This window comes from Streptomyces avicenniae, assembly GCF_000719135.1.
Taxonomy (GTDB): Bacteria; Actinomycetota; Actinomycetes; order Streptomycetales; family Streptomycetaceae; genus Streptomyces; species Streptomyces avicenniae.
In genome coordinates this window covers 206,390-219,117 of the sequence record NZ_JOEK01000009.1, presented here as the reverse complement: position 1 = coordinate 219,117, position 12,728 = coordinate 206,390, and the positions used below count along the sequence as shown (strand labels likewise).

At 72.2% G+C, this 12,728-nt stretch carries 8 protein-coding genes; 4 read left to right on the top strand and 4 right to left on the bottom strand.

Going from position 1 to position 12,728, the window contains the following annotated elements; all coding sequences use genetic code 11:
- The first annotated feature begins 78 nt into the window (after window positions 1-78).
- Genes hppD through fahA form a run of 3 tightly spaced genes read left to right on the top strand, consistent with a single transcriptional unit; the run spans window position 79 to window position 3,754 of the window.
- Window positions 79-1,278, top strand: coding sequence for a 4-hydroxyphenylpyruvate dioxygenase (hppD, locus tag IF27_RS15995; protein WP_420822023.1), 1,200 nt, complete (start codon window positions 79-81; stop codon window positions 1,276-1,278).
- A gap of 32 nt (window positions 1,279-1,310) precedes the next feature.
- Complete coding sequence (locus IF27_RS15990; protein ID WP_052850261.1) at window positions 1,311-2,516, top strand: homogentisate 1,2-dioxygenase; 1,206 nt, start codon at window positions 1,311-1,313, stop codon at window positions 2,514-2,516.
- Entirely contained in the window at window positions 2,513-3,754 is a 1,242-nt protein-coding gene (fahA, locus tag IF27_RS15985; RefSeq protein WP_052850648.1) for a fumarylacetoacetase, read from the top strand. Before IF27_RS15990 ends, fahA begins: the two co-directional genes overlap by 4 nt.
- A gap of 15 nt (window positions 3,755-3,769) precedes the next feature.
- Here the strand turns inward: fahA and IF27_RS15980 are convergent, their stop codons facing one another.
- From IF27_RS15980 to IF27_RS15965, 4 genes are all read right to left on the bottom strand, one after another.
- Window positions 3,770-4,621 carry a nitroreductase/quinone reductase family protein gene (locus IF27_RS15980; protein ID WP_052850260.1) on the bottom strand — a complete coding sequence of 284 codons (852 nt, stop codon included), beginning with the start codon at window positions 4,619-4,621 and terminating at the stop codon, window positions 3,770-3,772.
- A 111-nt stretch (window positions 4,622-4,732) separates the two neighbouring features.
- On the bottom strand, window positions 4,733-5,818 hold the full coding sequence (locus tag IF27_RS15975) for a Gfo/Idh/MocA family protein (protein WP_052850259.1): 1,086 nt from the start codon (window positions 5,816-5,818) through the stop codon (window positions 4,733-4,735).
- A gap of 196 nt (window positions 5,819-6,014) precedes the next feature.
- Window positions 6,015-6,908: a hypothetical protein gene (locus IF27_RS15970; RefSeq protein WP_052850258.1), complete on the bottom strand. Its 894-nt coding sequence runs from the start codon at window positions 6,906-6,908 to the stop codon at window positions 6,015-6,017.
- Window positions 6,905-11,440 carry a DUF6531 domain-containing protein gene (locus tag IF27_RS15965; protein WP_052850257.1) on the bottom strand — a complete coding sequence of 1,512 codons (4,536 nt, stop codon included), beginning with the start codon at window positions 11,438-11,440 and terminating at the stop codon, window positions 6,905-6,907. The genes IF27_RS15970 and IF27_RS15965 overlap by 4 nt, the downstream gene beginning before the upstream one ends.
- Window positions 11,441-11,641: 201 nt before the next feature.
- Between IF27_RS15965 and IF27_RS15960 the strand changes: the two genes are divergently transcribed.
- Window positions 11,642-12,568, top strand: coding sequence for an acetamidase/formamidase family protein (locus IF27_RS15960; protein WP_052850256.1), 927 nt, complete (start codon window positions 11,642-11,644; stop codon window positions 12,566-12,568).
- The last annotated feature ends 160 nt before the right edge of the window (window positions 12,569-12,728 follow it).

Genomic DNA, 12,728 nt, shown 5'->3' with positions numbered 1-12,728 from the left:
CGCTTGCGCAGTACATCGGCGGCGGAGTGTTCTGGTTGACCACGAGCGTGTGACGCGGCGAGGAGGCCCGACGTGACGATGGAAGCATCCCTCACGAGCCAGGAGCGACTGGCCGAACTCGATCTCGACCAGCTGCGCCGCCTCGTCGGCCTCGTGGACCACGACGCGGCGGGCGACCCGTTCCCCGTCTCGGGCTGGGACGCCGTGGTCTGGTCGGTCGGCAACGCCACGCAGACCGCCCTGCACTACCAGACGGTGTACGGCATGGAGCTGGTCGCCTACGCGGGGCCAGAGACCGGCAACCGCGACCACCAGGCGTACGTCCTGCGCTCGGGCGCCATCCGCTTCGTCGTCAAGGGCGGCGTGGACCCGGCGTCCCCGCTGCTCGACCACCACAGACGGCACGGCGACGGCGTCGTGGACATCGCGCTTGAGGTCCCCGACGTGGACCGCTGCGTCGCGCACGCCCGCGCGCAGGGCGCCACGGTGGTCGAGGAGCCGCACGACGTCACCGACGAGCACGGCACCGTGCGCCTCGCGGCCATCGCCGCCTACGGCGACACGCGCCACAGCCTCGTGGACCGCTCCCGCTACGACGGCCCCTACCTCCCCGGCTACACCGCCCGCACCTCCGGCTACGTCAAGCCGGACGGCGAGCCCCGCCGCGTCTTCCAGGCGCTCGACCACGTCGTCGGCAACGTCGAACTGGGCCGGATGGACACATGGGTGGACTTCTACCGGCGCGTCATGGGCTTCACCAACATGGCCGAGTTCATCGGCGACGACATCGCCACCGACTACTCGGCGCTGATGAGCAAGGTCGTCGCCAGCGGCAACCACCGCGTCAAGTTCCCGCTGAACGAGCCCGCGGTCGGCAAGAAGCGCTCGCAGATCGACGAGTTCCTTGAGTTCTACGGGGGGCCAGGCGCCCAGCACCTCGCCCTCGCCACCAACGACATCCTCACCACGGTGGACGTCCTGCGCGCCAAGGGCGTCGAGTTCCTCCAGACCCCCGACACGTACTACTCCGACCCCGCGCTGCGCGCCCGCATCGGCGAGGTACGCGTGCCGGTCGAGGAACTGCGCAGCCGCGGCATCCTCGTGGACCGCGACGAGGACGGCTACCTGCTCCAGATCTTCACCAAGCCGGTCGGCGACCGGCCCACGGTCTTCTTCGAGTTCATCGAGCGCCACGGTTCCCTCGGCTTCGGGAAGGGCAACTTCAAGGCGCTCTTCGAGGCCATCGAGCGCGAGCAGGCCAGGCGCGGCAACTTCTGAGCCCGCGCCCACCCCGACCGTCCGGAGATGCCATGCCCCACTACCGCAGCGTCGGCGACGTCCCCCGCAAACGGCACACCCAGCACCCGCGCCCGGGTGGCGGGCTGCACTACGAGGAGCTGATGGGCGAGGAGGGCTTCTCGTCCGACTCCTCGCTGCTCTACCACACGGGCGTCCCCTCGGCGATCACCGCGGCGACGACCTGGCAGCCGGGCGACCTCAGCACCACCCCCAACGCACCGCTGCTGCCCAGGCACTTCAGGCTGCCGCTGCTCTTCGACCCCGCGCAGGCCGCCGACCTCGACGTCGTCACGTCCCGGCGGCTCGTGCTCGGCAACGCCGACGTCCGCATCTCGTACGTCGTCGCGGGCGCCCCGAGCCCGCTGTACCGCAACGCGCTCGGCGACGAGTGCGTGTACACCGAGGCGGGCACGGCGACCGTCGAGACCGTCTTCGGCGCGCTCGACGTCGGGCCGGGCGACTACCTGATCCTGCCGCGCGGCACGACGCACCGCTGGCTGCCCACCGGGCCAGAGCCGCTGCGCTGCTACGTCATCGAGGCCACCTCGCACATCGCCCCGCCCGCCCGCTACCTCTCCCGCCACGGCCAACTCCTCGAACACGCCCCCTACTGCGAGCGCGACCTGCGCGGCCCCGCCGGGCCGCTCCTGGCGAGCGGCACCGACGTCGAGGTCCTGGTCAAGCACCGCTCCTCACGGCCGGGCGACGGCGGCGTGACGGGCACGCGCTACGTCTGCCCGACGCACCCGTTCGACGTCGTCGGCTGGGACGGCTGCCTGTACCCGTACGCCTTCAACATCGCGGACTTCGAGCCCCTCACCGGTCGCGTGCACCAACCGCCGCCCGTGCACCAGGTGTTCGAGGGCGCGAACTTCGTGATCTGCAACTTCGTGCCTCGCAAGGTCGATTACCACCCGCTGGCCGTGCCCGTGCCGTACTACCACTCCAACGTGGACTCGGACGAGGTCATGTTCTACTGCGGCGGCGACTACGAGGCGCGCAAGGGCAGCGGCATCGGCCAGGGCTCCGTCAGCCTGCACCCGGGCGGCCACGCGCACGGCCCGCAGCCCGGAGCGGTGGAACGGTCGCTCGGCGCCGAGTTCTTCGACGAACTCGCCGTCATGGTGGACACGTTCCGCCCGCTGGAGCTGGGCGAGGGCGGCGCCGCGGCCGACGACGGCCGCTACGCGTGGAGTTGGGCGGGCGGCCCCCGGTGAGCGCCGCGCCCGCCTGGCCCCCCGCCCCGCCCGGCCACCCCTTCGGCCCGCACACCCTGCCGTACGGCAGCTTCCGCGCCGAGGGCGCCGAGGGGCGGCGCGCCTGCGTCGCCATCGGCGACCTGGTCCTCGACCTCACCGCCGCGACCGCCGCGCTCCTGCCCGAGCGCGCCCCGCTGTTCGCCGACGGCACCCTCGACGGACTGCTCGGCGCCGGGCCCGCCGTCTGGGCCGAGGTCCGCGCCGCGCTCACCCGCTGGCTGACCGACGCGCGGCACCGCCCCGCCGTCGAACCGCTGCTGCGCCCGGCCGCCGACGTCACGCTCACGCTGCCGTTCACCGTCGCCGACTACGTGGACTTCTACGCGAGCGAGCACCACGCGACGAACCTCGGCCGCCTCTTCCGCCCGGACGGCGACCCGCTCACCCCCAACTGGAAGCACCTGCCGATCGGTTATCACGGCCGCTCCGGCACGGTCGTCGTCTCCGGCACCCCGGTCGCCCGCCCGGCGGGCCAACGCCGCACCGCCGGGGGCGACCTCGCCTTCGGCCCCTCGGAACGCCTCGACATCGAGGCGGAGGTCGGCTTCGTCGTCGGCACCCCCTCGGTGCCGGGCCGCCCGGTGCCGCTCGCCGACGCGGGGCGCCACCTGTTCGGCGTCTGCCTCGTCAACGACTGGTCGGCGCGCGACATCCAGGCGTGGGAGTACGTGCCGCTCGGGCCGTTCCTCGGCAAGGCGTTCGCGACGTCCGTCTCGCCCTGGGTCGTGCCGCTCGCCGCGCTCGGCCACGCGCGGGTGGCGCCGCCGCCGCGCGACCCGCGCCCGCTCCCGTACCTCGACGACACGGGCGGCGAGCCCTGGGGGTTCGACATCGAGCTGACGGTGACGCTGAACGGGCACACGCTCAGCCGCCCGCCGTTCGCCGCCATGTACTGGACCGCCGCCCAGCAGCTCGCGCACCTGACATCGGGCGGCGCCCGCGTACGCCCCGGCGACCTGTTCGCCTCGGGCACGGTGAGCGGCCCCGTCCCCGGGCAGTACGGGTCGCTCATCGAGCTGACGCGGGGCGGCGCCGTCCCGCTGGAACTGCCGGGCGGGGAGGCCAGGACGTTCCTGCGGGACGGCGACGAGGTGGTCATCGGCGCGACCGCGCCCGGCCCGGACGGGAGCCGGATCGGCCTCGGCTCCGTCCGCGGCCGGATCGTGCCCCCCGGCACGCCGACCGGCCACGCGTAGGGGGGCTGGCGGCCGTCAGGAGACGGCCGCCAGCAACTCCTTCTCCTCGTAGGCGAAATGGTCCTCAAGCCCCGTGACCAGCCGCTCCAGACCCGCACGCAGCCGCGCGACGTCCGGCGCGGCGCCGTCCGCCGTCAGCTCCGCCTCGAACGCGGCCAGCGCCTCGGTGACCCGGCCGTGTTCCGCCCGCAGCCGCGCTATCGCGGGGACGAGGGCCGGGTACCGCCGCTCGAACTGCGTGAAGGCGCCCTCCTCGCGCGTGTGGTGCAGGTGGAGGCCGTAGCAGTACGTCAGGCAGTGGTCGCGCAACTGCTCGGCGAGCGCGGCGGGCGCCGCCTCCTCGCCCGCGTCGAGCGCCGCCCGCAGCCGGGCGAGCTGCGCGCGCAGGTCGTCGTGGTGCCCGAGGAGCTGCCGCACGACGGCCGGGCCCACGCCCGGGTCCGCCGCGAGGTCGAGCAGGTGGAGGGCGACCACGGCGATGGTCCTCGACGTCTTGCGCTCGTACGCGCGGAACGCCGGGTCGTCCGCGCACTGCGCCTCCCACAGCCGGTCGCGCTCGGCGCCCGCCAGCGGCACGGCGCGGGCGGCGAACGGCAGCGCGCGCCCCTCGTCCGTCCCCAGCTCCAGGGTGACCTGCGGGGACGCCAGGATGTTGCGGAACCAGTCGGGCTCCTTGTCGCTGCCCGCGTTCGACGCGAAGACGACGTAGGCGGCGCCGTCGCGCCGGTAGACGGCCGGGTTGGTGTGCGGCCTGCCGCTGCGCCGCCCCGCCGTCGTCAGCAGGAGCAGCTGGGCGCCCTCGAACATCCCGCCCACCCGGCCGTTGTTCGCCCGGAACTCGGCGATCACCTGGTCGTTCCAGCCCATACGTGGTCCTCTCCGCCCGGCGCGCGCACGGCGGCGGCGCGCCGGGCCGCCTCGGGTACGGGACCAGCGTAGAGCTATTTGTTTTGAAAGCAAATACAACTGAGGGAGCCGTCAGCCCGCCCACTCCTCGCGCCCGGTGACGACGGGCTTCCCGGTGCGCGCCGACTCCTCGATCGCCAGGCTGAGCAGATGGTCCTGGAGCCCCTCCGCCAGCGGATACGGCGCGGGCCCCTCGCCGCGCACCCAGGCGCCCGTCCTGCACAGCAGATCGACCACGGCGAGGTCGTCCTCCGAGAACCCGGCGCCGGTGTACTCGTTGCGGTGGACGACGCGCCCCTCGAAGGCGATGTGCCGCAGCTCGCGGCCCTCCAGGTTCAGATCGACGCCGGTCGCGCGGCGCACGAGCGGCGACTCGACGGGCGTGCGCGGGTCGGCCATCCGCACCACCGTGTCGTCCGCGATCTCGCCCAGCGAGCCGCGCACGACCATGCGGCGCGCGCGCAGCGGGTTCCACCACTGGTTGTCCGTGAAGTCGTACAGGCCCATGCGCCCGCCGAAGTCGAGCGTGGCGATCGTCGTCGTGGCGTCCTTCGGCGTCAGGTCGCCCGACCAGCCCTTGGGCGAGAGGGGATCGGCCAGCGGCGCCGTGAACGCCCCCGCCGTCACCGTCGCCGGGTCGAAGCCGACGCCCAGCAGATGCCTGATCAGCGACACCGCGTGGTACAGGTGCGTGGACGACAGCTGCACGGACGTCACCTCGCCGATCACGCCCTCCCGCACCAGCGCGAGCCGCGCCGCGTGCCCCGGCATCAGCGTGTACTGCTCCGCGACCTGCACGAGGCCGCTCGCCCCGGTGTCCCGCCACAGCGACCGCAGCCCGGCCAGGTCGGGCGCGGGCGGCGTCTCGGCCAGCACCGGCACGCCGAGGGCCACCAGCTCCCGCGTCGCGTCCGGCGTGACCGGCCACGGCACCGAAGGCACCACGAACTCCGGCGCCTCGCCGGAGCGCACCAGCTCCTCGGCCGACAGGTGCGCGGGCACGCCCCACGCCGCCTCGATCTCCGCGGCCCGCTCGGTGGTCCTGGTCACCACACCGGTCACCGCGAGCCGTTCCGGCAGGGCCTTCGCCAGCCGGACGAAGAACTCCGTCCGCCATCCGCTGCCGACCAGCCCGAAACGCACAGGTGCTGCACTCACGCGACTCGCTCCTCACTTCCCACGGCCGGAAGCCACGGACGGCCCGGCTGCCCGAGCAGCGTACGACCCGGCCCCTCCGGGCGCCCGCCGCCCGTCCTGGTGCTCGTCGGAAGGGCTCCTGGTCGGGGTGTCCGTTGCCATCCCAAGTCCGCTGCTCGGCAGCCGAGATGGGTGTCCTGGCGCTCGCGGAGAGGCTTTACAACGTCCCCTCGTCGAGGTGTTTCTGCACGTAGTCGCTCTGATGAATCTGCCGATAGGTGCCGTCGAGGAGGCCGACGGCCTCGGCCTCGGCCCTCTTGATGTGCCGCATGCGGCCTCCGGCTGTTTCCGCGACGCCATACGGGCTCTGGTCGGTCCCCGGCCGGTGGTAGATCTCCGGCTCGTGTGGAAACAATGCGCTGAGATCCGGGTCGTGGCCGACAGTTCTCCACCCCCCTTCCGCGATCAGCTCTTCGTCCGTGTAGACGGGGTAAGGGACGGCGGCCTGGCGCTCACTGCCCCCGACCCGAGGCGTCGAGAAGGTGCCCCGGAAAAGCCCCAAGGCCGTGCCGAATCTGTTACGGACGAGCACCACGGCCATGTGGAATCCACCGTCCTTCGCCGGGATGGCCACGATGTCGCCGCTCTTCGGCTTGGGTACGCGTCTGGGCGGACCGGCGGGAGTGATCCTCAGCAGTTCCCCGGTGTTGACGTCGGCGAAGCTGATCGGCGCGGAGGTGAGGACGGTCACGACGGCCGCTGTCAGTTCCGTGACACCGACCGGGCCACCACTCGCGGCATGCGCGTGTTCGGCGAGGAACGCCAGTAAGTCGGTTGCGTCGCTGAAAGTTGCGTCGGTCAGGTCGCCGATGCGTGAATTTCCGGCCGGTGCGTACCGCCGGCCTTTCCGCAGAGTCGTCTTGAACTGCTGCGGGAGAGCGACCGCGTCGGCCAGGGCAGAGTTGCCTGTCGGGATCGCCCAGCCCAGGACCTCTAGGAATTCACCCAGCGTCGGCTGATCCTCCAACTCCTCTGCAATGTTCTCGACAAGCTCGGTGAGCTGCGTCAAGGCTTGATCGCGGACGTCATGGGAAAAGGGAATGCCGCTCATGGGGATCCTAAGTTCTTCTTCTTCCGGTGTTCATATGCCTCGTACTCGGGCATGCGGTCACCGTCGAGTGGATTCTGCCGGTTGCCGCGGTAGTTGTCACCGTCGCGCCCGATGTAGGTGCCGTTCTGCTCCATCAGCCTCTGTTCCATCAGCCTGGACTCACCGTACGTCCGGATTCCCGGCTGGACGTCCATGGTGTCGCCGTCCGAGAGGCTGAACCGGTTGTGGTTGCGTCCATGGCGCCTCTGGGCTCGGGCGCTGGAGGAACGGGGACCGAACATGCCCGAGTAGTAGGCGTTGCCGTCTCTGTCCCTCAGCATGTAGTTGCTGTACCCAGGACGGTCGAGATGGCGGTAGCGGCGTCTGCTGATCCGATAAGGGGCGAGGCCCAGCGGGTCGGCCCAGATGTGGGGATTGTGCGGGTACGTGTACGGGTTGGGTGCCGGGGCGAGACCCAACGGATCCTGCGTCGCGTAACGGGCGGTCGCGGGGTCGTAGTGCCGTTGGTGGTTGTAGTGCCAGCCGGACTCCTCGTCGGCGTACTGGCCGGGGAAGCGAAGAGGCGTCGTCGTGCGGTTCCCCGGTGCGGCCACCGTGGATCCCCACAGGGTGGCGCGGGACTCCCAGGCGACGTCCCCGGTGTCGGTGACGAGGTGGGTCGGCGCACCCACGAGGTCGGTGACGATCGCGAAGAAGCGCTCGTCGATCTCCGCCTGCCCGGCCGCGGCGAGATCCTGCCGGATTCCTGGCTCCTCCGGGGCCGGGCCGCGTTCCGTCTGGGCCACGGGCCTGAGCCCGCGGTAGTCCCAGGTGAGCGTGACCGGGGGAGGGCACTTCTCGCTTCCCGAGGTCGTCTGCTCCACCAGGGACAGCAACCACCACGTGAAGTCCACCCGCTCCTCCACGGTGGCGCCGTCGGTGGCGAGACGCTCCTTCGCCACCCGGCGGCCGAAGGGGTCGTAGTGGTAACGCCACAGGCTTCCGTCCGCCGCGGCGACGGACGTCAGCCGGTCCTCGGCGTCCCAGGTGTAGCGCCAGGTGTCGGCCGGGCGTGAGAGGTGCTTCCGCTGCCGGAGCGTGACCCGGCCCGCAGCGTCGTACTCGTAGCGGACCGCCCCTGCCTGGGTGAGGAGGGCTCCGGTGTAGCTTCGCTCGCCCACGGCTTCCTGCGACAGGCCGGGGACGTTCCACCGGCCTGTCGTCTGGTTGCCCGTGGTGTCGTAGGCGTAGAGCTCCGCCCAGCCGGGAGCCTGGACGGCCGTCACCCGCCCGGCCGGATCAAGCGTGTAGCGGGTCGTGCCGCTCGGGGCCACGAGCGAGGTGAGACACCCGTCGGCGCGGTAGCCGTACCGCCGCTGGTGGAGGACGCGGCCGGACGCCCCGGAGCCGAGGACCGCAACGGTAAGGCCGGTGAGGCGCCCCGCCGGATCCCACTGCTGCGAGATGTCCAGGGATTCGCCCACCCGGCACGCTGTCTCCCGGCCGAGTGGATCGTGCTCGAAGTCCATCGTGTGACCAAGGGAGTCGAGACTCACGACCTGACCGACGGCGTCGTACGTCCAGGTGCTGGTGTGGCCGCTGGGCGTGGTGCGCGAGGTGACACGGCCCAGCGCGTCGTAGGTGAGTGACAGGGTGCGCCCGTTGACGGTCTCGGACAGGAGGTTGCCCAGAGGGTCGTGGACCCGCTCCAGTTCGGTGCCCGGGGAGGTCGCACGGGTCACCCGGCCGAGGGGATCCAGTACGTAGGCGGTCGTGCGTCCGTCGTCGGAGCTCCAGCCGGTCAGCTCTCCTTGCGCATCGTAGGTGTAGGTGACCGACTGGCCCGCGGCGTTGGTGCGTGACACCGTCCGGCCTGCTGCGTCATGGGAGTACGTGGTGGAGCGGCCGTCGAAATCCGTCTCGGACACCATCCGGCCTGCCGCGTCGTAGACGTACTGCCACGAGCGGCCCTCCGGGTCGGTGACCCGGGTGAGTCTGAGTTCCGCGTCCCGGGTGAAGGAGTGGCGGACACCGTCGGGGCCGGTTCGGGACGTCGGCTGGTCGAAGGGGCCGTAGGTGTAGCGAACGGTGTCACCGGACGGTCCGGTGTGGCTGGCGAGGTTGACCTCGGCGTCCCACTCCCAGAGCTCCTCGTGCCCGAGTGGGTCGGTCCGGCTGCGTGGCTTGCCTTCGACGGTCCAGGTGAGGCGGGTCTCGCCACCGAGCGGATCGATGACGAGGGCCGGTCGGCCGAAGGCGTCGCGGTGGACACGTGTGACCTCGCCGAGCGGGTCGGTGACCGCGACGGGGAGACCGGACGGGTCCGTGCGGATACGTGAGGTGTTCCCCTCCGCGTCCGTGACGCGGACGAGTGCCCCCCGGCCGTCGTAGCCGAAACGCGTCCGGTTGCCGAGCGGGTCGAGCAGCACGGTACGGTTCCCCGCCTGGTCGTAGGACTGCAGCCATTCGGATCCGTCCGCCTCCACGACGGACTCCGGGAGCCCCAACTCGTTGTACGTGGCGCGGAGCCGCGCTCCGTCGGGCCGTACGACCGTCGTCACACGGCCTTCGTCGTCGCGCTCCAGGACGGTGATGGCGCCGAGGGGATCGGTCGTCGTGAGTGTGCGGTCGTAGCGGTCGTGGGTGTGGAGGGTGGTGTTGCCGAGGGGGTCGGTCTCGGCGATGAGCTGGAAGCAGTCGTTGAACTGGTAGGTGGTGGTGTTGTCGAGGGCGTCGGTGCAGGTGGTGCGGTGGTGGGCCGGGTCGTACGTGTAGCGGTACTCCAGGGCGCGGTCGGTGCCGGTGGCGAAGACGCAGCGGCCTTCGGCGTCGTAGTCGTAGCGGTACCAGTTGCCGCCGCGGTCCTGCCAGCGGGTCATCCGGTGGTGGCTGTCGTAAGCGAAGTGCTGCGGAATCCCTGAGGAGTTGTACACGCGGCTCAGGTCGCCCGCGGTGTCGTAGCCGTACCGGACGAGGGAAGGCCCGTCGGGGTCGCTGAGCAGTGTCAGCTCGGTGACGCGTCCGCGGGTGGTGGCGATCCCGAGCCGGTAGCCCCCTGAGTGCGCCAGTTCCTGGGGCGCGCCGTCCGCGTCGTAGCGCAGATCCAGGCGGTTCTCGTTCCGGTCGGTGACGGCGGTGAGGAGGAGCTCCGCGCCCGGGTGGCCGGGGACGGAGGAGAAGTGGAGTGTGTGGCCGTTCTCCGGCTGGTGGACGCTCATGGACGAGCCGGGGAGGCCGTCCCAGGAAAGTGTCCAGCGCGGCCCCTCCACCGGCAGGACGCCGGTCGCCAGGCCGGACAGCGGGACCGGGTACTCCAGTGTCATCCCGTCCGCCGAGTGGAACCGCACCCCGGCGTCCCGCAACTCCAGCCGTTGGTCGAGGCTCGACGCCCACGACGGCCCGAACCACCTGCCGCTTCGGTAGTCCGACAGGTGGTGGCGCTCCATCGTCAGCGGTAACACGCCGGGAAGCTCCACGTCGGTTGCGGGCATGACCACCACGCCCGTGGCCAGGTCCACCGGGTCTCTCGAGAGGTGCCTGCGGCCGAACTCCACCGCGCTCTCCCGCGCCCGCCGTCCAAGGCCCCGTGCCCCTTGAGCGGCACCCCGTATGCCGGTGCGGGCGGCTGCCAACATGCCGCGGGCCCCGCGTGCGAGGCCGCCGAGGGTGGTGAGGCCCCGCCCGCCGGGTATGCAGTCCATGGCGGCGAACGCGACGTCGAGCAGTCCGCACTGGCCTCTGGCGTATCTGATGAGTGTGTCGGTGAGGACGACGAGGGCGGCGGCCAGGACCACCCAGGCGAGCGGTCCGCCGATGATCAGGACGACGACGCCGAGGACCGCCACGACGATCCGGCAGACCTCGACGAGGGTGTCCCAGTTGTCGGCGGCCCAGTCGATCGCCCGTTCCCACCAGCGGCGGTTGTGGATGCCCGCGTCTGAAGCGGCGTCGAGGTCACGTGCGCACTCGCGGGCCGCCTCCTCCCGCGTCTCCCGCGCCTGCACCGCCAGTTCGCGCGCGGCGATGAGGCGTTCCTCGGCGTCGGCGACCCGGGTACGGGCCGTCGCGGCGGCGGCCTGGGCCGCCTGGTGATCGCGGACCGCGCCGCGCACCTCCGACTCGGATGGCGGCTCCGCGGCGTCACCCGGACGTTCGTCCTGGAGGCGTTCCGCCTCCTCACCGGCGTGGGTGACCCAGTCCTGCGCGTCGCCGAGCGCCGCTTGCGCGGACGTCAGATCGGTCTGCGCCGCGAGCGCGCGGTCCAGCGCCCGGTCCGCCGTCGCCTGCGCGGATTGGAGCGCGGGCCAGTACCTGGCCAGCGCGTCGGCGGCCATGTCGTAGGACGTACGTAACTTGTCCAGGTTGTCCGGCACGCCGTCGAACTCCGCGCGGAACGCCTCGGCCGAGAGCCCGGCCCAGTTCAGCACGGCGCGGTCGCCCGCCATCCCGCGGACCCTGCCCAGCGCCTCCCCCACGTCGTCCGCGAACGTCTGCAACTCCTCGGACAGCTCACGGACCCGCTCCGGATCACCCGGCGTCGGGTCCGACTCCATCCCGACCGGACTCCAGTCGGACGGCCGCCCCATCTCCACCCCCGTGTAATCGGCCGACTACGAAGGTGATGCTAGGGGTCTCCCTCCCCGCATCTCAACCACACCGTCACGCGGAGGACGTCCGCGTGCCCCGGGGTTTCGTCGGGTGGGCGGGCGGCGCAGGATGGGCTGGCGCACCGTACGGCGAAAGCGAGCAGCACCGTGGCAGACCACCTCCTCGACCCCGCGCCCGGCACCGTCACCGACGTGCTCGACCCCGGCCTCCCGCCGGTGCTCGCGCTCGACCCGGGCGACTCGCTGACCGTCCGCACCCTCGACTGCGCGGGCCACCTGGAACGGCAGCTGGCGCCGGGGGAGCGGCGCCCCCGGCTCATCGAGGACAGCCGCGGCCACTGCCTCGCGGGCCCGGTCCTCGTGCGCGGCGCCGAGCCCGGCACGACGCTCGCCGTCCGCCTCGACGCGCTGCGCCCCGACGTCTGGGGCTGGACGACGGCCGCCGGACGCGACACCCCGCTCAACCGCCGCCTCGGCCTCGCCGACACGCCCCCGGCGACGCTGCTGTGGGAGCTGGACGCCGACCGGGGCACCGGCACCGACCAGTACGGCCACACGGTCGCCCTCGCGCCGTTCCTCGGCGTCGTCGGCATGCCGCCGCCCGAACCCGGCGCGCACTCGACGATCCCACCGCGCGCCCACGGCGGCGGCAACATCGACTGCCGCGAACTGGTCGCGGGCTCGACCCTGTTCCTGCCCGTGACCGTGCCGGGCGCGCTCCTGTGCGTCGGCGACGGCCACGCCGCACAGGGCGACGGCGAGGTCTCCGGCACCGCGATCGAGTGCGGCATGACGACGCGGCTGATCGTGGACCTGCTGCGCGAGCCCCCGCCCGTCCCCGGCATCCACGCGCTGACCCCGGCGGGCCGCGTCACCTTCGGCTTCGACGCCGACCTGAACGAGGCGTCGGCGCAGGCGCTCGCGGCGATGACCGACTGGATCGCGGCGCTGCACGGCCTGCCCAGGGCGACGGCCCTCGCGCTCGCCAGCTCGACCGTCCACCTGCGCGTGACCCAAGTGGCCAACCGGACCTGGGGAGTCCACGCGCTGCTCCCCGAAGACGCCCTCCGCTGACGGCCGTACGCACCCCGCCGTTCCCCCGCGGCGGGGGCATGGGCTATCATGCGGTACGTCACCGGAGCGGCGTCGCACGACGACATGGCGCGCGGAGTGGGTAATCCCACAAACCCCCGCGAAGCCGTGCCAATCGACTTGCTCCGGCGTTCGGCATGGG